General features: G+C 71.4%; 22 protein-coding genes. 19 read left to right on the top strand and 3 right to left on the bottom strand.

Annotated elements, in window-relative coordinates:
• Positions 1-2: 2 nt before the first annotated feature.
• On the bottom strand, positions 3-314 hold the full coding sequence (locus tag QK442_RS11010; protein WP_282693693.1) for a ferredoxin: 312 nt from the start codon (positions 312-314) through the stop codon (positions 3-5).
• A 239-nt stretch (positions 315-553) separates the two neighbouring features.
• Between QK442_RS11010 and arc the strand changes: the two genes are divergently transcribed.
• The 5 genes from arc (at position 554) to prcA (ending at position 6,225) form a co-directional block, all read left to right on the top strand.
• Positions 554-2,320, top strand: a complete 1,767-nt coding sequence (gene arc / locus QK442_RS11005) for a proteasome ATPase (protein WP_282693692.1) — start codon at positions 554-556, stop codon at positions 2,318-2,320.
• A 181-nt stretch (positions 2,321-2,501) separates the two neighbouring features.
• The gene (gene dop, locus QK442_RS11000; protein ID WP_349239643.1) at positions 2,502-4,013 is read left to right on the top strand and encodes a depupylase/deamidase Dop; all 1,512 of its coding nucleotides are present in this window, start codon (positions 2,502-2,504) and stop codon (positions 4,011-4,013) included.
• A 191-nt stretch (positions 4,014-4,204) separates the two neighbouring features.
• A complete protein-coding gene (locus QK442_RS10995; protein WP_015032443.1) occupies positions 4,205-4,417 on the top strand; it encodes a ubiquitin-like protein Pup in 213 nt (70 codons plus the stop codon).
• Between the two features lie 160 nt (positions 4,418-4,577).
• Entirely contained in the window at positions 4,578-5,417 is an 840-nt protein-coding gene (prcB, locus tag QK442_RS10990; RefSeq protein ID WP_282693690.1) for a proteasome subunit beta, read from the top strand.
• A gap of 46 nt (positions 5,418-5,463) precedes the next feature.
• Positions 5,464-6,225 (top strand): proteasome subunit alpha, encoded by a 762-nt coding sequence (prcA, locus tag QK442_RS10985; RefSeq protein ID WP_282693689.1) that lies wholly within the window; start codon positions 5,464-5,466, stop codon positions 6,223-6,225.
• 63 nt (positions 6,226-6,288) lie between these two features.
• Here the strand turns inward: prcA and QK442_RS10980 are convergent, their stop codons facing one another.
• On the bottom strand, positions 6,289-7,308 hold the full coding sequence (locus QK442_RS10980; RefSeq protein ID WP_282693688.1) for a LacI family DNA-binding transcriptional regulator: 1,020 nt from the start codon (positions 7,306-7,308) through the stop codon (positions 6,289-6,291).
• 130 nt (positions 7,309-7,438) lie between these two features.
• Here QK442_RS10980 and QK442_RS10975 point away from each other — a divergent pair, with 130 nt between their 5' ends.
• From QK442_RS10975 to QK442_RS10915, 13 genes are all read left to right on the top strand, one after another.
• Positions 7,439-8,710 carry an MFS transporter gene (locus QK442_RS10975; RefSeq protein ID WP_282693687.1) on the top strand — a complete coding sequence of 424 codons (1,272 nt, stop codon included), beginning with the start codon at positions 7,439-7,441 and terminating at the stop codon, positions 8,708-8,710.
• A gap of 80 nt (positions 8,711-8,790) precedes the next feature.
• Positions 8,791-10,152: a Pup--protein ligase gene (pafA, locus tag QK442_RS10970; protein WP_282693686.1), complete on the top strand. Its 1,362-nt coding sequence runs from the start codon at positions 8,791-8,793 to the stop codon at positions 10,150-10,152.
• 117 nt (positions 10,153-10,269) lie between these two features.
• The gene (locus QK442_RS10965; protein WP_282693685.1) at positions 10,270-11,208 is read left to right on the top strand and encodes an FKBP-type peptidyl-prolyl cis-trans isomerase; all 939 of its coding nucleotides are present in this window, start codon (positions 10,270-10,272) and stop codon (positions 11,206-11,208) included.
• A gap of 97 nt (positions 11,209-11,305) precedes the next feature.
• Entirely contained in the window at positions 11,306-11,686 is a 381-nt protein-coding gene (locus QK442_RS10960) for an FKBP-type peptidyl-prolyl cis-trans isomerase (protein ID WP_282693684.1), read from the top strand.
• Between the two features lie 126 nt (positions 11,687-11,812).
• Positions 11,813-12,769, top strand: a complete 957-nt coding sequence (locus QK442_RS10955; protein ID WP_282693683.1) for a WYL domain-containing protein — start codon at positions 11,813-11,815, stop codon at positions 12,767-12,769.
• A 16-nt stretch (positions 12,770-12,785) separates the two neighbouring features.
• The gene (locus tag QK442_RS10950; RefSeq protein WP_282693682.1) at positions 12,786-13,739 is read left to right on the top strand and encodes a WYL domain-containing protein; all 954 of its coding nucleotides are present in this window, start codon (positions 12,786-12,788) and stop codon (positions 13,737-13,739) included.
• 126 nt (positions 13,740-13,865) lie between these two features.
• A complete protein-coding gene (locus QK442_RS10945; RefSeq protein WP_282693681.1) occupies positions 13,866-14,111 on the top strand; it encodes a hypothetical protein in 246 nt (81 codons plus the stop codon).
• A gap of 34 nt (positions 14,112-14,145) precedes the next feature.
• Positions 14,146-14,343: a hypothetical protein gene (locus QK442_RS10940; RefSeq protein ID WP_282693680.1), complete on the top strand. Its 198-nt coding sequence runs from the start codon at positions 14,146-14,148 to the stop codon at positions 14,341-14,343.
• 187 nt (positions 14,344-14,530) lie between these two features.
• A complete protein-coding gene (gene tatA, locus QK442_RS10935) occupies positions 14,531-14,821 on the top strand; it encodes a Sec-independent protein translocase subunit TatA (RefSeq protein WP_282693679.1) in 291 nt (96 codons plus the stop codon).
• Between the two features lie 127 nt (positions 14,822-14,948).
• Complete coding sequence (gene tatC / locus QK442_RS10930; RefSeq protein ID WP_282693776.1) at positions 14,949-15,860, top strand: twin-arginine translocase subunit TatC; 912 nt, start codon at positions 14,949-14,951, stop codon at positions 15,858-15,860.
• A 78-nt stretch (positions 15,861-15,938) separates the two neighbouring features.
• Positions 15,939-16,853 carry a diacylglycerol kinase gene (locus QK442_RS10925; protein ID WP_282693678.1) on the top strand — a complete coding sequence of 305 codons (915 nt, stop codon included), beginning with the start codon at positions 15,939-15,941 and terminating at the stop codon, positions 16,851-16,853.
• 89 nt (positions 16,854-16,942) lie between these two features.
• On the top strand, positions 16,943-19,771 hold the full coding sequence (locus QK442_RS10920) for a DEAD/DEAH box helicase (protein ID WP_282693677.1): 2,829 nt from the start codon (positions 16,943-16,945) through the stop codon (positions 19,769-19,771).
• A gap of 171 nt (positions 19,772-19,942) precedes the next feature.
• A complete protein-coding gene (locus QK442_RS10915) occupies positions 19,943-21,382 on the top strand; it encodes a cytochrome P450 (protein WP_282693676.1) in 1,440 nt (479 codons plus the stop codon).
• A 70-nt stretch (positions 21,383-21,452) separates the two neighbouring features.
• Here the strand turns inward: QK442_RS10915 and QK442_RS10910 are convergent, their stop codons facing one another.
• Entirely contained in the window at positions 21,453-22,325 is an 873-nt protein-coding gene (locus tag QK442_RS10910) for a hypothetical protein (protein WP_282693775.1), read from the bottom strand.
• Between the two features lie 222 nt (positions 22,326-22,547).
• Between QK442_RS10910 and QK442_RS10905 the strand changes: the two genes are divergently transcribed.
• Complete coding sequence (locus QK442_RS10905; RefSeq protein ID WP_282693675.1) at positions 22,548-23,228, top strand: MerR family transcriptional regulator; 681 nt, start codon at positions 22,548-22,550, stop codon at positions 23,226-23,228.
• The last annotated feature ends 17 nt before the right edge of the window (positions 23,229-23,245 follow it).

The following is a 23,245-nucleotide window of genomic DNA, read 5'->3' as shown; positions in this document are numbered from 1 at the left end:
CGTCACTCCGCGTCGGGGCCGTACACCTCCACGCCGTCCCGGACCCGCCGCACGTGGATGCAGTCGCCCGGGCACTCCTTCGCCGAGTCCACCACGTCCTGGAGCAGCGGCAGCGGCACCGGGGTCGTCGCCCCGGCCTCCTGGAGCAGCTCGTCGTCCGCGCTCTTCACATACGCGAGCCCGTCGATGTCCAGTTCGAAGACCTCGGGAGCGTACTGCGCGCAGATCCCGTCCCCGGTGCACAGGTCCTGGTCGATCCAGACCTCCAGGGCCTCCTCGGCCCCGGCGGCCGGCGCCTCGTGCTGCACGCTCATCTCTTCTGCCGTTTCTGCTCCGCGGACAATTGGGGCCGCCACCGACGGGTGTTGACCGGTAACGACGATACAACTGCCCGCTTTCGGAGCGTGAAGGGTGGGTATTCCCCTGGCGAGAGGGGAAGCGCAAGGGTGAAGATCGGACACGCCCCGGAGTCTTTTTGATCTAGGGGTTTCAATCATCACCCACGCAGGTAGGGTCAGGATGCGTCCAGCTCCCCTTGGAGGAGGTGAGGACCGTGGCAGCCCACGACGACGACATCAACCGCGGCATCCGGCCGGGGCGGGGGTCTGAAGACCCTGCCGGCCAGGTTGCCTATCTCGAGCAGGAAATCGCCGTCCTGCGCCGCAAGCTCGCCGACTCTCCGCGACACACGAGGATTCTCGAAGAGCGGATCGTCGAGCTGCAGACCAACCTGGCCGGCGTGTCCGCGCAGAACGAAAGGCTGGCGAACACGCTCCGTGAGGCGCGCGACCAGATCGTGGCCCTCAAGGAGGAGGTCGACCGGCTCGCGCAGCCGCCGGCCGGCTTCGGTGTCTTCCTGCAGGCGAACGAGGACGGCACGTGCGACATCATCACCGGGGGCCGCAAGCTCCGGGTGAACGTGAGCCCCAGCGTCGAGCTCGAAGAGCTCCGGCGCGGCCAGGAAGTCATGCTCAACGAGGCGCTCAACGTGGTCGAGGCCATGGAGTTCGAGCGTTCCGGGGACATCGTCACCCTCAAGGAGATCCTGGAGGACGGCGAGCGCGCCCTGGTGATCGGGCACACCGACGAGGAGCGGGTGGTGAGGCTCGCCGAGCCTCTGCTGGACGTCACCATCCGCCCCGGCGACGCCCTGCTCTTCGACCCCAGGTCCGGCTACGTCTACGAGGTCGTCCCGAAGAGCGAGGTCGAGGAGCTCGTCCTCGAAGAGGTCCCGGACGTCGACTACGACAAGATCGGCGGTCTGGGCAACCAGATCGAGCTGATCCGCGACGCGGTCGAGCTCCCGTACCTCTACCCCGACCTGTTCAAGGAGCACGAACTGCGGCCGCCCAAGGGCATCCTGCTCTACGGGCCGCCCGGCTGCGGCAAGACGCTCATCGCCAAGGCCGTCGCCAACTCCCTGGCCAAGAAGGTCGCCGAGGTCACCGGCCGGCCCGCGGGGAAGTCCTACTTCCTCAACATCAAGGGCCCCGAACTCCTCAACAAGTACGTGGGCGAGACCGAGCGGCACATCCGCCTGGTCTTCCAGCGGGCCCGCGAGAAGGCGAGCGAAGGCACCCCCGTCATCGTCTTCTTCGACGAGATGGAGTCGCTCTTCCGCACCCGCGGATCCGGCGTCAGCTCGGACGTGGAGAACACCATCGTCCCCCAGCTGCTCGCCGAGATCGACGGCGTCGAGGGCCTGGAGAACGTGATCGTGATCGGCGCCTCCAACCGCGAGGACATGATCGACCCCGCGATCCTGAGGCCCGGCCGGCTCGACGTCAAGATCAAGATCGAGCGCCCGGACGCCGAGGCCGCGAAGGACATCTTCGCGAAGTACCTCACCGCCAACCTTCCGCTCCACCCGGACGACGTCTCCGAGCACAGCGGCTCCAAGGCCGCCGCCGCCCAGGGAATGATCCAGTCCGTCGTCGAGCAGATGTACGCCGAGTCCGAGGAGAACCGCTTCCTCGAAGTCACGTACGCCAACGGTGACAAGGAAGTCCTCTACTTCAAGGACTTCAACTCCGGCGCGATGATCCAGAACATCGTCGACCGGGCCAAGAAGATGGCCATCAAGGCATTCCTCGACCACAACCAGAAGGGCATCCGCGTCTCCCACCTCCTCCAGGCCTGCGTGGACGAGTTCAAGGAGAACGAGGACCTGCCGAACACCACAAACCCGGACGACTGGGCCCGGATCTCCGGAAAGAAGGGCGAGCGGATCGTCTTCATCCGCACCCTCGTCACCGGAAAGCAGGGCGCGGACACCGGACGCTCCATCGACACGGTGGCCAACACCGGTCAGTACCTGTAAAAGCGCACACCGGCTGCGGATGTCCGGAAACCGGGCATCCGCAGCCGTCGCATTCACCCAGGAAAAACTTCCGGCCACGCCGGGAAATACCGTAAGTGATCTCCCCACCAGCGCGGAGCCGTCCTAGGCTCTTCGGTACCGCCGAGTCGCGCACTGAGCGCCGCCGGGCAAGGAGGGCCGCATGACCGTACGGCGAGTAATGGGCATCGAGACGGAGTACGGGATCTCCGTTCCCGGACACCCGAACGCCAATGCCATGCTCACCTCGTCCCAGATCGTCAACGCCTACGCCGCGGCGATGCACCGGGCGCGCCGCGCCCGCTGGGACTTCGAGGAGGAGAACCCGCTGCGGGACGCCCGCGGCTTCGACCTCGCCCGCGAGGCCGCCGACTCCAGCCAGCTCACCGACGAGGACATCGGCCTGGCCAACGTGATCCTCACCAACGGCGCCCGGCTCTATGTGGACCACGCCCACCCCGAGTACAGCGCCCCCGAGGTCACCAACCCGCGCGACGCCGTCCTCTGGGACAAGGCCGGCGAGCGGATCATGGCCGAGGCCGCCGAGCGCGCCGCCCAGCTCCCCGGCGCCCAGCCCATCCACCTCTACAAGAACAACACCGACAACAAGGGCGCCTCCTACGGCACGCACGAGAACTACCTGATGAAGCGGGAGACCCCCTTCTCGGACATCGTGCGCCACCTGACGCCCTTCTTCGTCTCCCGCCAGGTCGTCACCGGCGCCGGCCGGGTCGGCATCGGCCAGGACGGCCGGGAGAACGGCTTCCAGATCAGCCAGCGCGCCGACTACTTCGAGGTCGAGGTCGGCCTGGAGACCACGCTCAAGCGGCCCATCATCAACACCCGCGACGAGCCGCACGCCGACGCCGAGAAGTACCGCAGGCTGCACGTGATCATCGGGGACGCCAACCTCTCCGAGATCTCCACCTACCTCAAGCTGGGCACCACCGCCCTCGTCCTCTCCATGATCGAGGACGGCTTCATCACCGTCGACCTCGCCGTCGACCAGCCCGTCCGCACCCTCCACCACGTCTCGCACGACCCCTCGCTCCAGTACCTGATCACGCTGCGCAGCGGCCGGACACTCACCGCGGTGCAACTCCAGATGGAGTACTTCGAGCTGGCCAGGAAGTACGTGGACGAGCGGTACGGGACGGACGCCGACGAGCAGACCAAGGACGTCCTGTCCCGCTGGGAGGACGTGCTCGGCCGGCTGGAGAACGACCCGATGAGCCTCGCCGGCGAGCTGGACTGGATCGCCAAGCGGGAGCTCATGGAGGGCTACCGGCGCCGTGACGGCCTGGACTGGGACGCGGCCCGGCTGCACCTGGTCGACCTCCAGTACGCGGACGTACGGCCCGAGAAGGGCCTGTACAACCGCCTGGTGAGCCGCGGGCGGATGAAGCGGCTCCTGGACGAGTCCGAGGTGGAGCGGGCCGAGACGGCGCCCCCGGAGGACACCAGGGCCTACTTCCGCGGCCGCTGCCTGGAGCAGTACGCCGACGACGTCGCCGCCGCCTCCTGGGACTCGGTGATCTTCGACCTGCCGGGCCGGGACTCGCTCCAGCGGGTCCCCACCCTGGAGCCCCTGCGCGGCACCAAGGCCCACGTGGCGGCCCTCCTGGACCGCTGCCGCACGGCGGAGGAACTCGTCAGGGTCCTTTCCGGCCACTGAGCCGGGACCCGGCCGAGACCTGAAACGGGACCGGGAAGGGGGCCTGAAACGCCCGGTCCCTGGGAATCATGGAAGCAGTGCCCGGACGTTGCGGAAATGCGGGGGCCGATGTCAGTCCCGGCTTGTAGGGTCTGATCTTGCAGGACCCGACAGCACTTGTCCGAGCGATCCGATTCGAGCGGGGTGAGGAAATGGCGACCAAGGACACCGGCGGCGGACAGCAGAAGGCGACGCGTTCCACGGAAGAGGTCGAGGAGACCACCACGGAGGCGAGCTCCGACCTCAAGGAACGCCAGGAGAAGCTGAGCGACGACGTGGACTCCGTCCTCGACGAGATCGACGACGTGCTCGAGGAGAACGCGGAGGACTTCGTGAGGTCCTTCGTGCAGAAGGGCGGCGAGTAGCCGCACCCCCCCAGTCGTTCCCGTCCCCGGAGCCCCGGAAGAAGCCGTGGGCCCGGGGACGGATGACAGGCCGTCGCACGGGTAAGGTCCGTACACAGCAATCAAGATCGGCCCGCGCGTGCCAGGGGCGGGCCCTTCTCACCCACCCGGAAGGAATCGCGTGGAAGCCAACCCTCGTAGCATCGGGCGTCTGCCGGCGGCCTTCCTGACGCCGGGCTCCTCCTCGTTCATGGACTTCCTCGCCGACCACTCGCCGGAGCTGCTCCCGGGAAACCGGAAGCTGCCGGAGGGGATCGTCGAGGCCCCGCACGGCACCACCATCGTGGCCGCGACGTTCCCGGGGGGCGTCGTGCTCGCGGGTGACCGGCGGGCCACCATGGGCAACATGATCGCGCAGCGGGACATCGAGAAGGTGTTCCCGGCCGACGAGTACTCGGCCGTCGGCATCGCCGGCACCGCCGGCCTCGCCGTCGAGATGGTCAAGCTCTTCCAGCTGGAGCTGGAGCACTTCGAGAAGGTCGAGGGCGCCACCCTCTCCCTGGAGGGCAAGGCGAACCGTCTCTCCACCATGATCCGCAGCAATCTCGGCATGGCCATGCAGGGCCTCGCCGTGGTGCCGCTCTTCGCGGGCTGGGACGAGAGCCGGGAGAAGGGCCGCATCTTCTCGTACGACGTGACCGGCGGCCGCTCCGAGGAGCACGGGTACGCCGCCACCGGCTCGGGTTCGATCTTCGCCCGCGGCTCCATGAAGAAGCTGTACCGCGAGGACCTGACCGAGCAGCAGGCGACCACGCTGGTCGTGCAGGCGCTGTACGACGCGGCGGACGACGACTCGGCGACCGGTGGCCCGGACCTGGCCCGCCGGATCTTCCCGATCGTCACCGTCATCACCGACGAGGGTTTCCGCAGGCTCTCCGAGGCGGAATCCTCCGAGCTGGCCCGTTCGGTCACCGAGCGGCGTCTGGAACAGCCGGACGGACCGCGCGCCGCCCTGCTCTGATCCGTACGTCGCCCCCTCACAGCCCAGAAGAAAGGGACGAGCGCCGGTGTCCACACCGTTCTACGTCTCCCCCCAGCAGGCCATGGCCGACCGCGCGGAGTACGCCCGCAAGGGCATCGCGCGGGGCCGCAGCCTCGTGGTCCTCCAGTACGCCGACGGCATCGTCTTCGTCGGTGAGAACCCCTCCCGCGCCCTGCACAAGTTCAGCGAGATCTATGACCGGATCGGCTTCGCCGCCGCCGGCAAGTACAACGAGTACGAGAACCTGCGGATCGGCGGCGTCCGCTACGCCGATCTGCGCGGCTACACCTACGACCGGGACGACGTCACCGCGCGCGGCCTGGCGAACGTCTACGCGCAGACGCTGGGCACCATCTTCTCCAGCGCGGGCGAGAAGCCGTACGAGGTGGAGCTGGTCGTCGCCGAGGTCGGCGAGGAGCCGGCCGGCGACCAGATCTACCGGCTGCCGCACGACGGCTCCATCGTGGACGAGCACGGCTCGGTCGCGGTGGGCGGGAACGCGGAGCAGATCAGCTCCTTCCTGGACCAGCGGCACCGGGACGGGATGTCCCTCGCCGAGGCGCTGAAGCTGGCCGTGCAGGCCCTCTCCCGGGACACCAACGGCACCGAGCGGGAGATCCCCGCGGAGCGCCTGGAGGTGGCGGTCCTGGACCGGACCCGCCCGCAGCAGCGGAAGTTCAAGCGGATCGTCGGACGCCAGCTCTCCCGGCTCCTGGAGGCGGACAACGCGGCCCTGGCGAAGACGGACGAGCCCTCGGACGAGGCGGACGAGACGTCCGAGGAGTAGGCACGGGGACGCCCGGAGGGGCCCGGTCCACCAGGACCGGGCCCCTCGGCGTTCCGGGCGGGCTCAGACGGCCGGTGCCGGGCCCGTGGAGCCGCGGGGGACCAGTTCCACGGGGAGGACGTCGGAGCGGGGCTGTTCGCCCGCGAGGACGGCGAGGAGGGCCTCCATGCCGCGGCGGCCGAACCGCTCGGCGGGCAGCCGGACCGTGGTGAGCTCCGGCTCGACCGCCGTCGCCAGGGCCATGTCGTCGAAGCCGGTGACCGACAGGTCCTCGGGGACCCGCAGTCCCAGCCGCCGCGCGGCCTTGCAGACGCCGGCCGCGAGGAGGTCGTCGTCGCAGATCACCGCCGTGGGCCGGGGCCCGGGCGCGGCGAGGGCCGGTTCGGCGATCTCCCGGGCGGCCGCCACGGTCAGCGGGGAGTGGACGGTACGCACCTCCGCGCCCCGCAGGGCGTGGGCGAGGGCCGCGGCCCGGACGTCGAAGGTCCAGGAGGGCGCCGCCGAGGCCAGGTGCAGGAAGCGGCGGTGGCCGAGGGCCAGCAGATGGGCGGTGACCAGCCGCATGCCCTCGGCGACGTCGAGGTTGACGTGGGCGGCCGCGCCGGGCCCCGCCGGGTCGCTGTCGAGCATGACCAGGGGCAGGTCGCTGCCGCGGAAGGCCTCCAGGGCGTCGGTCGCCATCGAGGAGGCCAGCACCCCGTCCAGGGCCGCAGGGGCCGAGGCGAAGGGGTCGCGGGCGGGGCCGACCCCGTCGGGGGAGGGATAGAGCACCACGCCGAAGCCGTGGTCGGCGGCGACCGCCGCCGCGCCGGTGTACACGTGGGCGAAGAACTCGTTGGTGAGGGCGGGGACCACGAGCAGCGCCGTACGGGTGCGGCCGAGGCGCAGGTTGCGGGCGGCGAGATTGGGCCGGTAGCCGAGCTCGCGAGCGGCGGCCCGGACGGTGCCGGCGGTGCGCTCCGAGACCCGGCCCCGCCACTTGTCGCCCAGGACCAGGGACACCGTGGCCTGTGATACCCCGGCCGCGCGGGCCACGTCCCGGCTGGTGGGGCGGCCGGCGGTGCTGGGCTCGGGGGTGTGCACGGGGCCTCCGCGTCGGGCGTGCTCGGTCGGTTCCGGGCCGCGGGGTGGACCCGCGTCCCGGCGCCATGGTACGTATGAACGCGGAAGTTATACGTAAAACCTCGGCGTGAGCCGACGGAGGGGAGACCGCATGGCCACCGAGGCCACGGCACACGGCGGCTACCGCGACATCCTGCGGGCGCCGCACGCGCTCCGCCTGCTCACCGGCACCCTGGTCGGCCGGCTGCCCAACGGCACAGGGCCCGTCGCCATGACCCTCTTCGTCCGCGACCAGGGCGGCGGCTACAGCCTCGCGGGCGGCCTGGTCGCCGCGTACGGCCTCGCCAACGCCGTCGGGCAGCCGCTCCTCGGCCGGGCCGTCGACCTCAAGGGCCAGCCCCGCGTCCAGTTCCCCGCCGCCGTCCTCTCCGCCCTCGGCATGGCCCTCTTCGCCCTCGCCGGCATCGGGAACCTCCCCCTCGCCTACGCCGCCGTCGTGCTCGCCGGGCTCTTCACCCCGCCCCTGGAGGGCGGTCTGCGCGCCCTGTGGCCGAGCGTCCTGGGCCGCGAGGACCGGGTCCACCGCGCGTACGCCCTCGACGCGGTCGCCCAGGAGGTCATGTTCACCGTCGGCCCGCTCCTGGTGACCCTCCTCGTCGCCCTGTGGTCGCCCGCCGCCGCCCTCCTCGTCCTCAATCTCCTCGGGGTGCTCGGCGCGCTCTCCGTCGTCCTCTCCAAGCCCTCCAGGGCCTGGCGCTCCGCGCCCCGCGAGGCCCACTGGCTCGGTGCGCTGCGCTCGCCCGGACTGCTCGCCCTGCTCGGCTCGTTCTTCTTCGTCGGCCTCGCCCTCGGCTCCATCACGGTGGCCGCCGTCGCCTACGCCGACGACCGCGGCGCCCCGTCCGTCTACGGCTGGCTGATGGCCGCCCTCGGCCTCGGCGCGCTCATCGGCGGCGTCCTCTACGGCGCCCGCCGGTGGGCGGGCGCCCCCGAACGGCGGCTGCGCGCCCTGGTGGCCCTCCTCGCGCTCTGCTATCTGCCCCTGATGCTCACCCCGGGGCCGGTCTCCATGGCCGCCCTCGCGGCCCTCTCCGGAGTCTTCCTCGCCCCCGTACTGGCCTGTGCCTTCATCGTGGTGGACCGGCACGCCCCGGCCGGCACCGTCACCGAGGCCTTCTCCTGGCTGGTCACCACCTTCGGCGTCGGTGCCGCCCTGGGCTCGGCCGCCGCGGGCCCCGCCCTCGAACTCGCCGGAACCACAGCCGGGTTCGCCGTGGCCGGCGCGGGCGGCCTGGTCGCCCTCCTGGTGCTGCTCGCCACCGGCCGGGTCCTGGACGACCCCGACGCGCCCGGACGCCGGACACGACACGCCGCGAGCGGGGGCGCCGCCGGCCCCGTACACACGGAAAAGAACGCCCTCTGACCGCCCTCTGACCGGAAAACAAGCGAAACGGGAACGCCCAACCCGGTTTCAGCACAGGCCGTCAGGCGTAATGTTCAGACATGGACCGCCGCATTTTCGGGCTGGAGAACGAGTACGGCGTCACGTGCACGTTCAGGGGACAGCGCCGACTGTCTCCTGACGAAGTGGCGCGGTACCTCTTCCGCCGAGTCGTGTCATGGGGCCGCAGCAGCAACGTCTTCCTGCGGAACGGTGCCCGTCTGTACCTCGACGTGGGTTCGCATCCGGAATACGCCACACCGGAATGCGACGACGTGATCGAACTCGTCACCCACGACAAGGCCGGCGAGCGCATTCTCGAAGGTCTGCTCGTGGACGCCGAACGCCGCCTGCACGAGGAGGGAATCGCGGGCGACGTCTATCTCTTCAAGAACAACACCGACTCCGCCGGAAACTCCTACGGCTGCCACGAGAACTATCTCGTCGCCCGCCACGGCGAGTTCTCCCGGCTCGCGGACATCCTCATCCCGTTCCTGGTCACCCGTCAGCTGATCTGCGGCGCGGGCAAGGTCCTCCAGACCCCGCGCGGCGCCGTCTACTGCGTCTCCCAGCGCGCCGAGCACATCTGGGAGGGCGTCAGCTCCGCCACCACCCGCTCCCGGCCCATCATCAACACCCGGGACGAGCCGCACGCCGACGCCGAGCGCTACCGCAGGCTCCACGTCATCGTCGGCGACTCCAACATGTCGGAGACGACCATGCTGCTCAAGGTCGGCGCCACCGACCTCGTGCTGCGCATGATCGAGGCCGGCACCGTGATGCGCGACCTGACCCTGGAGAACCCGATCCGGGCCATCCGCGAGGTCAGCCACGACATCACAGGACAGCGCAAGGTGCGCCTGGCCAGCGGCCGCGAGGCCTCCGCCCTGGAGGTGCAGCGCGAGTACTTCGAGAAGGCGTCCGACTTCGTCGACCGGCGCGGCATCCGCTCCGGCACGGTCGCCCAGGTCCTCGAACTGTGGGGCCGCACGCTCGACGCGATCGAGCAGGAGGAGCTGGACCGCATCCAGACGGAGATCGACTGGGTGATGAAGTACAAGCTCATCGAGCGGTACCGCACCAAGCACAACATGACCATGTCGAACCCGCGGGTCGCCCAGATAGACCTCGCGTACCACGACATCCACCGCCGTCGCGGGCTGTACTACCTGCTCCAGAAGAACGGGCAGGCGGCCCGGGTCTGCAACGACGTGAAGATCTTCGAGGGCAAGTCCGTGCCCCCGCAGACCACCCGCGCCCGGCTCCGCGGCGACTTCATCCGCCGGGCCCAGGAGCAGCGCCGGGACTTCACCGTCGACTGGGTCCACCTCAAGCTCAACGACCAGGCACAGCGCACGGTCCTGTGCAAGGACCCCTTCCGCTCGGTCGACGACCGGGTGGAGAAGCTGATCGCCGGGATGTAGGACGATCGGAAGAACGAACCGGGCCCCGCGCGTGTGACGCGCGGGGCCCTGGACGTCACGGGCGGGTCCCCTAGAGTGTCCGGACCACTACTGTGCCGTCTGAGATCTGAGGAACACGTGCGCCGACTTGCCGGCCTTCTCGTCGTCCCGCTGCTGCTGCTCACCACAGCGGCCTGCGGCAGCGAAACCAAGGGCTCCGATAACGCCTCGATGACCAACGGGCTCCCCTCCATCACCGCGGGCGCGAAGTTCGGCGAGAAGCCGACCCTCGCGAAGGGCGAGGGCGAACCGCCGAAGGAACTCAAGGTCAACGTCATCAGCGAGGGCGACGGCCCGGAGACCAAGGACGGCGACGCCCTCCAGGTCAACTACCTCGGTCAGACCTGGGACTCGACGACCCCCTTCGACAACAGCTTCGACCGCGGCGAGCCGTTCACCCTCACCCTCGGCGCCGGCCAGGTCATCAAGGGCTGGGACCAGGGCCTGAAGGGCCAGAAGGTCGGCAGCCGCCTGGAGATCGGCATCCCGCCGGAGCTCGGCTACGGCGAGAAGGGCTCGCCCCCGAGCATCAAGGGGGGCGCCACCCTCGTCTTCGTCGTCGACATCCTGAAGGCGACCACCATCCCGAAGTCCGCCACCGGCACCGACGTCGCCCAGGAGAACAAGGACCTGCCCAAGGTCGGCACCAACACCGACGGCAAGGCCCCCTCGCTGACCGTGCCCAAGACCGACCCGCCGGAGACGCTCGTCTCGAACTACGTCATCGAGGGCGAGGGCGAGGCCGTCAAGTCCACCGACACCCTCACCGTCCAGTACCAGGGCGTGCTCTGGAAGGACGGCAAGAAGTTCGACAGCTCCTACGACCGCGGCGCCCCGGCCACCTTCCAGCTCGCCGGCGTCATCCCGGGCTGGAGCAAGGGCCTGGAGGGCAAGAAGGTCGGCAGCCGCGTGCTGCTCGTCGTCCCGCCGGCCGACGGCTACGGCGACCAGGCCCAGGGCCCGATCCCGGCGAAGTCGACGCTCGTCTTCACCGTGGACATCCTGGCCAAGCAGTAGTCGGGTCCCCGCGCGCCCCGGCCCGCCGAGAGGTAGGTTGTCGGGGTCGCGCGGATCATCGTCCGCGCGGTTCCACCCGTATGAGGAGCACACTGCAGTGAGCATCGAGAAGCCCGAGGTCGACTTCCCGGGCGGCGAGCCGCCGGCCGACCTGGAGATCAAGGACATCTGGGAGGGCGACGGCGAGACCGCCGCCGCCGGTGACGACGTCCAGGTCCACTACGTCGGTGTCTCCTTCAGCACCGGCGAGGAGTTCGACGCCTCCTGGAACCGCGGCGCCGCGCTGCCCTTCCGGCTCGGCGTCGGCCAGGTCATCGAGGGCTGGGACAAGGGCGTCCAGGGCATGAAGGTCGGCGGCCGCCGCCAGCTGGTCATCCCCGCCCACCTCGCCTACGGCGACCGCGGCGCCGGCGGCAAGATCGCCCCCGGCGAGACGCTGATCTTCGTCTGCGACCTGATGGCCGTGAAGAAGCGCTGACCGACCCGCGCCCCTGTCGAGGGCCTCCGCCTCCATGGCGGGGGCCCTCGGCTTTTGTCCGGACACCCCGGGGCGGTACGGTCGGACGTCCGAGAACGGAACCGGGGAAGAGGGTGCAGGGCGTCGATGGCGATTGCCAAGGCCGAGCGGCTGATGAATCTCGCGCTGTGCCTGCTCGGGACGCGCCGCGCGCTCAGCAAGCGCGAGCTGCGCGGCTCCATCGAGGCGTACATGGAGGCCAGCGGCGACGAAGCCTTCAACCGCATGTTCGAGCGGGACAAGGACGATCTCCGCGAGCTCGGCCTCGTCATCGAGACCGTCGAGAACCTCGACGGCGAGACCGGCTACCTCGCCCGCCGCGACTCCAACCGCCTCCCGCCCATCACCCTGGACGCCGAGGAGGCCGCCGCGCTCGGCCTCGCCGCCAAGGTCTGGCAGCAGGCCCGCCTCGCCGGTGCGGCCAGCGGTGCCCTCCAGAAGCTGCGCGCCGCCGGCATGCCCGAGGCCGAGGACGCGTACGACCTCCACCCCAGCGCCCTCGAACCCCGTATCCCGGTCCACGAGGCCGCCTTCGAGCCGCTGATGCTCGCCTGCCGCGACCGGCGCCCCGTCGTCTTCGACTACCGCAAGGCCAACGCCGCCCGCCCCGAGCCCCGCCACGTCGAGCCCTGGACGCTGGAGTGCTGGCGCGGCCACTGGTACCTGGCCGGCTGGGACCGCGACCGGGGCGCCGAGCGCGTCTTCCGCCTCTCCCGCATCACCGGCAGGGTCCGCTCCCGGGCCGGCGCCTTCACCGCGCCCGTGCCCGACGTCGTCACCGTCCGCGAGACCGTGGAGAGCTGGGCGGGGGAGACCGCCACCCGCACCGCCCGGATCCGGCTGCGCGCCGGCTGCGGCTACCCGCTGCGGGCCCGCGCCACCGAGGTGAGCGAGGGCACCGACGGCTGGGACGAGCTGGAGATCCCGTACGGGCACGGCCTCGACGCCTGGCTCGTCGAGTTCGGTCCCGACGTCGTCGTACTGGAACCGGCCGACCTGCGGGCCGACGTGGTGGAGCGGCTGCGCGCCGTCGCCAAGGGCTGAGGGGGAGACGAACCGCATGGCTGCCAACGCGATCGACCAGACGAGGCGGATGCTCTCCCTCGTCACCTACCTCCGCGAGCGCCCCGGCGCCCACGTCGCCGACGTGGCCCGCGCCTTCGGCATCACCGAGGACGAGCTGATCTCCGACCTCGACGTGCTGCCCATGTGCGGCACCAGCTTCCGGGGCGGCGACCTGCTCGACATCGACACCGACGGCGACCGGATCTGGTGGCACAACCCCGACGATGTCGCCGAGCCGCTACGGCTCGCCGCCGACGAGGCCACCGCGCTGCTCGTCGCCGCCCGCGCCGTCGCCACCCTGCCCGGGCTGCGCGAGGGCGACCGGGACGCGCTGGTCCGCGCCACCGCCAAGCTGGAGGCCGCCGCCGGGGAGGCGGCCGGCGCCAGCGCCCGCCTGTCGGTCACCTTCGAGTCCGAGGGCGGCGTCTTCGCCGAGGTCGACCGGGCCATCTCCGAGCGCAAGCGGCTCTGGCTGCGCTACTACTCGCCGGCGCGCGACGAGCTCACCGAGCGCGAGGTCGACCCCATCCGCCTCTTCGCCGTCGGCCACACCTACATGGAGGCGTGGTGCCGGCTCTCGGAGGCGCGCCGCACCTTCCGGCTCGACCGGGTCGCCGAGATCCGGATCCTGGAGGAGGCCGCCGCGCCGCCGGAGATCGAGCTGCGGGACCTGTCCGAGGGGCTGGTCCAGCCCTCGGCCGACGACCCGGAGGTGGTGGTCGAGGTCGGCCCCGGCGGCCGCTGGGTCGCCGAGTACTACCCGCACGACCGGGCCGAGGAGCTGACCGACGGCGGGCTGCGGATCACCCTGCGCACCCCCGACCCGGCCTCGCTGAAGCGGCTCGCGCTGCGGCTCGGCAGCGACGGGCGGATCGTCTCGCCGGCGGGTCTCGCGGACTCCGCCCGGGAGGCGGCGGCCGCGGCGCTCGCCGCGTACGAGGGCGTGTGAGCCGTCCTCGTACCGTTCGCGGCGGGGGCGTGTGAGCCGTCCTCGTACCGTTCGCGGCCGGGAGGTGGCGGGTGCCATGAAGGTCCAGGGAGTACGAGGCAGAGAGAGTTGAGGGAAATGTCCGTGATGCCCGATCTGTCGGCGTCGGTGGCCCCGGTCCTCTTCAAGGCCGCCTGCCCCGACTGCCGCTGCCGCTTCGAACTCGCCGCCGGCGCCCTGCGCCTGGCCATCGGAGCCAGCCACCGCACCACCTTCTACTCCTTCACCTGCCCCGAGTGCGGCAGCGCCGTCCGCAAACCCGCCGGCGAACGCATCGTCGAACTCCTCACCGGCGGCGGCGTCCGCACCCTCCGCCTGCACACCACCGCCTGACCGGCCCCCACCCCCCAAGGGCTAGGCTCGGCACATGTTCTGGCCCATGCTCGCGATCGCCCTCGGTTTCCTCGGCATCGCCGTCCTCGGCGTCCTCGCCGTCAAGGTCTTCCTGGAGGTCCAGCGCCTCGGCCGCCAAGTGGCCGTCACCACACAGCGGATCCAGCGCGCCGCCGAGGAACTGGAGACCGCCGCCGGCGGACTGGCCCGAACCGGCCGCTCCCTCCCCTGAGTCCAGGGCCGCACACCGCGCCGATGTGGCCTGATCAGGGCCCCTCGGGCGCAATCGCGAGTACGCACGGGCATTGCCCGACGTTTACTCCTGCGGGTTACGATCGCAGACAGCGCGGTGGCCGGACGCATGTCCGACCGGCCGGGCACGCACCCATGCCGCCTCGGTGAGAAGAGAGACCACAGTCATGTTCCGTCAGATCGGTCCCCTTGAGATCAGCCTCATCCTGCTGGTCGTCGTGCTCCTCTTCGGCGCCAAGAAGCTCCCGGAGATGGCGCGCTCCCTGGGCAAGTCGGCCCGCATCCTGAAGAGCGAGGCGAAGGCGATGAAGGCGGAGGGCCAGGAGTCCGCCCCCGCCGCTCCCGCCGAGACCCCGGCCGAGCAGGCCGCCCCCGCCCCGCGCACCATCAAGGCCGCCCCCGGCGACGTCACCGGCGCCCGCCCCGTGACCGAGGCGTCGGACTCCACCCAGCGCTGACCCGCACGCGCCAGCGCTGAACCGTTCGCCCCGCACGTACGCCGCACCGCGGCCTGCCCGCACGAGATGAGGACGTGGGTTGCCCAAGTCTGCCCGCATGAAGAAGGAGAAGGATCCCGAGGGGCGGATGCCTCTCGCCGATCACCTCCGTGAGCTGCGCAACCGTCTCGCGAAGGCGATGCTGGCGATCGTCGTCACCTCCGTGGTGGCCGCGTTCTTCAGCCAGCAGCTGATGGACCTTCTGTCGTCCCCCGTACCGAAGTGTCCCCCGGACACCTCCATCTCCGACAACACGGGCGGACGCTGCGTCATCATCGCCTACCAGACCATGCTCTCCCCCTTCACCTCCACGGTGAAGGTGGTCATGCTGGCCGGCCTCATCGCCTCCACCCCGATCTGGCTCTACCAGCTCTGGGCCTTCGTCGCGCCCGGCCTCCACAAGAACGAGAAGAAGTACACGTACTGGTTCGCCGCCATCGCGGTCCCCCTCTTCGTGGCCGGCGCGTACACCGCGTACCTCATCATGCCGCTCAGCGTGCGCGTCCTCATCAGCATCACGCCCGACGTCGCGTCGAACTTCCTCTCCCTCGACGACCTCCTGGACTTCACCACCCGGATGGTCCTCGTCTTCGGCCTCGCCTTCGAGCTGCCGCTGCTGCTGATCATGCTCAACCTCACCGGCGTGGTCACCGGCAAGCGCATGGCCGGCTGGTGGCGCGCCATGGTCATGGGCACCTTCGTCTTCGGCGCCGTCGCCACCCCGTCCACCGACCCGCTCGGCATGATCGCCCTCTCCGGACCGATCATCGTCCTGTACTTCACCGCCGTCGGCATCGCGCTCCTCAACGACCGGCGACGGGCCCGCGGCAACCCCGACGCCCAGCTCTCCGACGACGAGGCCTCGGTGCTCGACCTCACCCCCGAGCCCGTCGGAGCCCCGGACCCCGGATCCGCCGCCCGCGCCCTGCCCGAGCAGGCGTCGGGCGAGTCCGACGGGGCCCGCGCCCACCGCACGAGCGGCTACGACGACATCACCTGATCCCGCCGCCGTACCGGTGATCGCGGCGGCAGGCCGATCTTGTAGGGTCCCCCCAGACTCCGTCCGGGGGGACCCGCCATGTCCAGCGACATCACGCTCTTCGTCAACCCCGCCGCCGGCCGCGGCCGCGGCGTCCACGCGGCCCGCCCCGCCGCCGACGCCCTCCGCGCCGCCGGTCACTCGGTCCGCACCCTCCTCGGCCTCGACGCCGCCGACGCCCTGCGCCGCGCCCGCGAGGCCGTCGCCGACGGCACCGGCGCCCTCGTCGCCGTCGGCGGCGACGGCATGGTCTCGCTCGCCCTCCAGGCCGTCGCCGGCACCGGCACCCCGCTCGGCGTGATCGCCGTCGGCACCGGCAACGACTTCGCCCGCTCCCTCGGCCTCCCCGTCCGCGCCCCCGCCGACGCCGCCCGCCTCACCGCCGCACTCCTCCGCGACGGCGCGGCCCGCACCGTCGACCTCGGGCGGATCACGACCCCCACCGGACCCCGCTGGTACGGCACCGTCCTCGCCTCCGGCTTCGACTCGCGGGTCAACGACCGCGGCAACCGGATGCGCCTCCCCGTCGGCCGCTTCGCGTACGACCTCGCGATCCTCGCCGAACTCGCCGCCTTCCGCGCCGTCCCCTACCGGCTCGTCCTCGACGGCGACCGCACCGTCGAGACCGACGCCACCCTCGTCGCCGTCGGCAACGGCACCTCCTACGGCGGCGGCATGCGGATCTGCGCCGGCGCACGCCTCGACGACGGCCTCCTCGACGTCACCGTCGTCGGCGACGTCGGCCGCGCCACCCTCCTCAAGGTCTTCCCCCGCGTCTACCGGGGCACCCACCTCGACCACCCCGCCGTCACCACGCACCGCGTCCGCTCGATCACCCTCCACGCCCCCGCCACCACCGGCTACGCGGACGGCGAACCGCTCGGCCCGCTCCCACTGACCGTCGAGTGCGCCCCCGGGGCCCTCACGGTCCTGGCACCGCCCCCGCTCCCGTGACCCGGCCGTGAGGCGGTCCGCGAGCCCCGTCGATCCCCTCGATAAAGATCGCGTCACTGTCAGAGGGGGCGGGTAGGCTCGATGACAAGATGACAGAGGACCTCACCCCAGCCGAGGCGTACGCCGCCGCACGCGTACGCAACGCAGAGCAGGCCACCGCACTGGCCCCCTTCCGGGAGATGTACGAGTTCGGTCTGGACCCCTTCCAGATCGAGGCGTGCCAGGCTCTCGAAGCGGGCAAGGGCGTGCTCGTCGCCGCCCCCACGGGCTCCGGCAAGACCATCGTCGGCGAGTTCGCCGTCCACCTCGCCCTCACCCAGGGCCGCAAGTGCTTCTACACGACCCCCATCAAGGCGCTGTCGAACCAGAAGTACACCGACCTCGTCAAGCGGTACGGCCCCGACAAGGTCGGCCTGCTCACCGGCGACAACAGCGTCAACGGCGACGCGCCGATCGTCGTCATGACCACCGAAGTCCTTCGCAACATGCTCTACGCGGGGTCCCAGGCCCTCTCCGGCCTCGGCTACGTGGTCATGGACGAGGTCCACTACCTCTCCGACCGCTTCCGCGGCGCCGTCTGGGAGGAAGTGATCATCCACCTCCCCGAGTCGGTCACCCTCGTCTCCCTCTCCGCCACCGTGTCCAACGCCGAGGAGTTCGGCGACTGGCTCGACACGGTCCGCGGCGACACCGAGGTCATCGTCTCCGAGAGCCGTCCCGTCCCGCTCTGGCAGCACGTCCTCGCCGGCCGCCGGATGTACGACCTCTTCGAGGAGGAGACCGACCACGGCGGCCGCGGCGCCTCCCGCCGCGAGGTCAACCCCGACCTCCTCCGCCTCGCCCGCACCGAGAACACGCGCACGTACACCCCCCGCGACCGGCGCCGCGGCAAGATGGTCCGCGAGGCCGACCGCGAGCGCGAGCGCCGCCAGCGCTCCCGCATCTGGACCCCCGGCCGCCCCGAGGTCATCGACCGGCTCGACGCCGAGGGCCTCCTCCCCGCCATCACCTTCATCTTCAGCCGCGCCGGCTGCGAGGCCGCCGTCCAGCAGTGCCTCTACGCCGGCCTGCGGCTCAACGACGACGCCGCCCGCCTCCGCGTCCGCGAGATCGTCGAGGCCCGCACCGCCGCCATCCCCGACGAGGACCTGCACGTCCTCGGCTACTACGAGTGGCTGGAGGCGCTGGAGCGCGGCATCGCCGCCCACCACGCCGGCATGCTCCCCACCTTCAAGGAGGTCGTCGAGGAGCTCTTCGTCCACGGACTCGTCAAGGCCGTCTTCGCCACCGAGACCCTCGCCCTCGGCATCAACATGCCGGCCCGCTCGGTCGTCCTGGAGAAGCTGGTCAAGTGGAACGGCGAGCAGCACGCCGACATCACCCCCGGCGAGTACACCCAGCTCACCGGACGCGCCGGCCGCCGCGGCATCGACGTCGAGGGCCACGCCGTCGTCCTCTGGCAGCGCGGCCTCGACCCGGAGCACCTCGCCGGCCTCGCCGGCACCCGCACCTATCCGCTGCGCTCCAGCTTCCGGCCCTCGTACAACATGGCGGTCAACCTGGTCGAGCAGTTCGGCCGGCACCGCTCCAGGGAACTCCTGGAGACCTCCTTCGCCCAGTTCCAGGCGGACCGCTCCGTCGTCGGCATCTCCCGCCAGGTCCAGCGCAACGAGGAGGGACTCGCGGGCTACCGCGAGGGCATGACCTGCCACCTCGGCGACTTCGAGGAGTACGCGCGGCTCCGCCGCGACCTCAAGGACCGTGAGACGGAGCTGGCCAAGCAGGGCGCCGCCCAGCGGCGCGCCCAGGCCGCCGCCTCCCTGGAGAGGCTGAAGCCCGGCGACGTCATCCACGTGCCGACGGGCAAGTTCGCAGGGCTCGCCCTCGTCCTCGACCCCGGCCTCCCGGCAGGACGCACCAACGGCCACCGGGGCTTCGAGTACCACGACGGGCCCCGGCCGCTCGTCCTCACCGCCGAGCGGCAGGTCAAGCGGCTCGCCTCCATCGACTTCCCCGTCCCGGTGGAGGCCCTGGAGCGGATGCGGATCCCCAGGACCTTCAACCCGCGCTCCCCGCAGTCCCGCCGCGACCTCGCCTCCGCGCTGCGCTCCAAGGCCGGGCACATCAACCCCGAGCGGCACCGCAAGCAGCGCTCCGGCGCCGCCGACGACCGCGAGATCGCCCGCCTGCGCACCGCCATCCGCGCCCACCCCTGCCACGGCTGCGACGAGCGCGAGGACCACGCCCGCTGGGCCGAGCGCTACCACCGCCTCCAGCGCGACACCAGACAGCTGGAGCGGCGCATCGAGGGCCGGACGAACACCATCGCCCGCACCTTCGACCGGATCGTCGCGCTCCTCACCGAACTCGACTACCTCCGCGGCGACGAGGTCACCGGCAACGGCAAGCGGCTCGCCCGGCTCTACGGCGAGCTCGACCTGCTCGCCAGCGAGTGCCTGCGCGAAGGCGTCTGGGAGGGGCTCGCCCCCGCCGAGCTCGCCGCCTGCGTCTCCGCCCTCGTCTACGAGGCCCGGCAGGCCGATGACGCCGTAGCGCCCAAGGTGCCTGGCGGTCAGGCCAAGGCGGCGCTCGGCGAGATGGTCCGCATCTGGAGCCGGCTCGACGCCCTGGAGGAGGAGTTCAAGATCAACCAGGCGGAGGGCGTGGGCCAGCGCGAGCCCGACCTCGGCTTCGCCTGGGCCGCCCACCAGTGGGCCTCCGACAAGAGCCTCGACGAGGTGCTGCGCGAGGCCGAGATGCCCGCCGGCGACTTCGTCCGCTGGTGCAAGCAGGTCATCGACGTCCTCGGACAGATCGCCGCCGCGGCACCGAAGGAGAACAGCACGGTCGCGAAGAACGCGCGCAAGGCCGTGGACGCGCTGCTGCGCGGAGTGGTGGCGTACAGCTCGGTCGGCTGACGCCTCGCCACATCCCGTGGGAAGGGCCCGTGATGGAGGACATCACGGGCCCTTCCGTACGCACCCCGCCGGTTGTCCACAGGTGGTTGTCCACAGGGCTGGCGCAGTGTCGGAGCCTTCCGCTTGCATGGACTCGCACGCAGGGAGAGCGAGTTGGGGGAGGGGACGCACATGACCACACGCGCCGACACCGATACCGGAGCCGAGATCGAACCCGATACCGGGCCCGGGGCCGGATCCGACAGCGCCACGCCGCCGGAAGGGGCCGAGGCCGGCATCACCATCGTCGAAGGACCGCGCGGAGTGCCGCTGCTCGGCAACCTCCCGGCCTTCGGCAAGGACCCCCTCGCCTTCTTCGAACGGCTGCGGGAGCGCGGCGACTTCGTCCGCTGGCGGTTCGGCGCAAGCCCCGCCCTCTTCATCGCCCACCCGGACGCCATCGGCGAACTGCTCACCGAGATCGAGCACACCTTCGACCAGCCCGACCTGGGCGTCGCCCTCCGTACCCTGCTCGGCGACGGAGTCGTCGTCGCCAAGGGGCGCGACTGGCGCCGCAAGCGCTCCCTGGTCCAGCCGTCCGTCCGCCCCAAGCAGGTCCGCTCCTACGCGGCCACCATGGCGGAGTGCGCCGTCGCCCTGGCCGACCGCTGGACCGACGGGCAGCGGGTCGACATCAAGAAGGAGATGGCCGCCCTCACCCAGCTCATCGCCGTCCGCACCGTCTTCGGGGCGGACACCGCGGCCGACGCCGAGGCGATCGGCCGGGCCATGGACGTCGCACAGCAGGAGATCGGGGCGGAGCTCAGCGGCATCGGAGCCCTCCTGCCCGACTGGGTCCCCACCCCGGGCCGGGCCCGCATCAGGAAGGCCACCGCGGTCATCGACGCCGAGGTCTCCCGCCTGGTCTCCCACCACCGCGACGGCGGCGAGGACCGCCCGGACCTCCTCAGCCGGCTCCTCACCGCCCGCGACGAGACCGGCGCCCCGCTCTCCGACCGGGAGATCAGGGACGAGACGGTCACGCTCTACGTCGGCGGCCACGAGACCACCAGCTCCACCCTCGTCTGGGCCTGGTACCTGCTCTCCCGCGACGAACGGGTGCGGCAGGCGCTGACGGAGGAACTGGACCGGGTCCTCGCCGACCACGAGCCCGGCTACGACGACTACGCGTCGCTCACCTACACCCAGGCCGTGGTCAAGGAGAGCCTGCGGCTCTACCCCACGATCTGGCTCCTCACCGGCATCGCCAAGGAGGGTGCCACCCTCGGCGGCACACCGATTCCGCCCGGCACCCGCATCTGGTCCAGCCAGTGGGCCACCCACCGCGACCCCCGCTGGTACGGCGACCCGGAGGCCTTCCGCCCCGAGCGCTGGCTCACCGACGACGAGGGCCGGCCGGCGGAGGAGATTCCCGAATACGCCTGGTACCCCTTCGGCGGCGGCCCCCGCGTCTGCCTCGGCACCCGCTTCGCCCTCGTCGAAGCGGTCCTCGTCCTCGCGACCCTGGCCCGCCGCTACCACCTGGACATCGAAGCCGAGGAGATACGCCCGGTCCCGGGCCTCACCCTCCAACCGGACCGCGAGGTACGGGCCCGGGTGCGGGCGCGGTGACACCCACGCGGTGAGACGGCGGCGCCGGAGACGTCACGGCGCTACCAGGGCGAGCGCCAGGGCCCGCAGATCATCCGCGCGCAGGACGCGGCCCCCGGAGGGAGAGGAGGGTGGCTGCCGCGGTGAGGGTGGTGAGGGCGGCTGCTGTGGTGAGGGTGGTGGTGTCGGGGTGGAGGAGGGGCTGGCCTCGGAGGGCCTGCCAGATGAGGAGGGCGAAGGTGGCGGCGTAGGCGGCCGAGGCGGTGAGGACGAGGCGGAGGCGGACCTGGGGGTCGGCGAGGCGGGGGAGGCGGGGGGCCAGGGCGGTCAGGACGAGGAGGAGCAGCGGCAGGAGTTGGAGGGCGTGCATGCCGAAGAAGTGGGCGACGCGCAGGTCGCCGCCGGTGGCGGCCCAGCCGGTGACCGGGAGCGTGGGGCCGCCGTCGGGGACGCCGACGCTGTGGGCGCCGACGATCGCCGGGTCGGTGGCGGCGCGCTGCTCGGGGGTCGGCTGGACCATCAGGAAGCCGGCGGCGGCCCCCGCGAGGGCGATCAGGGAGGAGAGGCGGACCGCCCAGGCGGTGGCGCGGTCGAGGAAGCGGGTGCGTAGCAGGAGGACGGCGATGGCCAGGGCGCCCAGCCAGAGGACCACCACGGTGAGGCCCATGGCCTGGAAGACGGCGGCGTCGAACGGGGTCTCCTGGTTGAAGTGGCTCTGCCTGCCACGGATCACTTGGAGGGTGATCAGCGCCATCTCCAGGGCGCTGGCGGTCATGACGACGGTGCCGGCCCACCAGCCGACCCGTCGGCCGCGCGGCAGGAGGCTCAGCATCCAGGCGAGCGACAGCGAGTAGGCGACGAACGAGACGGCGAACTTGAAGGGCTTCGACCAGATCGGGACACCGACGAGGATCCGGTCGTCGAAGAGGATCCCGCCCGCGCTGATCACCGCGAAGACGGCCATCGCCGCGGCGAACCAGAGCAGGGGTCGGTGCAGGCGGCCGTTGGCGGGCGGGGTCGGAGGTGTCGGGGCGGTGGTGGGCGCGGGCGTGGACGGGCGTGTGGACATACGGATCCCCCCGTAGTCAGTATGGATAGTGGCGCTTACCGCTATCTGATAGTGCCACTATCTATGATGGAGGGGAGTCCGGCAAGGCCGGGAGTGGAGTGGAAAGGTGAACACGCGGTGCGCATCGGTGAGTTGAGCCGCAGGACCGGGGTCTCGGTGCCCACGATCAAGTTCTACGTGCGGGAGGGGCTGCTCCCGGCCGGTCGGCTGACGAGCCCGAACCAGGCCGCGTACGAGGAGACGCATGTGCGGCGGCTCCGCCTGATCCGCGCCCTGATCGACGTCGGCGGGATGTCCGTGGCGGCCGTCGGCGAGGTGATCGCGGCCGTCGACGATCCCGACCGGCCCCTTCATGACCTGCTGGGCGAGGCAGCCCGACGGATCGGGCCCCACTCCGATGAAGGGGCTTCGGGGGGTGAGCCCTCCGGAGGTGAGGACGAGGACGAGGGCGGGGGCCTTGGGTCGGCCGAGGCGCGCAAGCGGGTCGAGACGCTGATCGACGAGCGGGGCTGGCGCTGTCGTACGGAGAGTCCGGCGAGTCAGGCCCTGGCGGTCGCCCTCACCGCCCTCGACTCCGTCGGCCACGGGCGGTTCGCCGAGGTGCTCGACGTCTACGCGGACGCGGCCGAACAGGTCGCCCGGGTCGACCTGGAGTACGTCGCGCACCACGTGGCCCGCGAGGATCTCGTCGAGAGCGTCGCCGTCGGCACCGTCCTCGGCGACGCGCTCTTCTCCGCGCTCCGCCGCCTCGCCCACATCGACGCCTCGGACCGCCTCTTCGGCGGCGGGGCGGAGTGAGCGCGGGGAGGGGGGAG

It is taken from the genome of Streptomyces sp. CC208A (assembly GCF_030010625.1).
GTDB lineage: Bacteria > Actinomycetota > Actinomycetes > Streptomycetales > Streptomycetaceae > Streptomyces.
The sequence above is the reverse complement of the archived record's forward strand: the minus strand, read 5'-3'. Positions and strand labels throughout refer to the sequence as shown.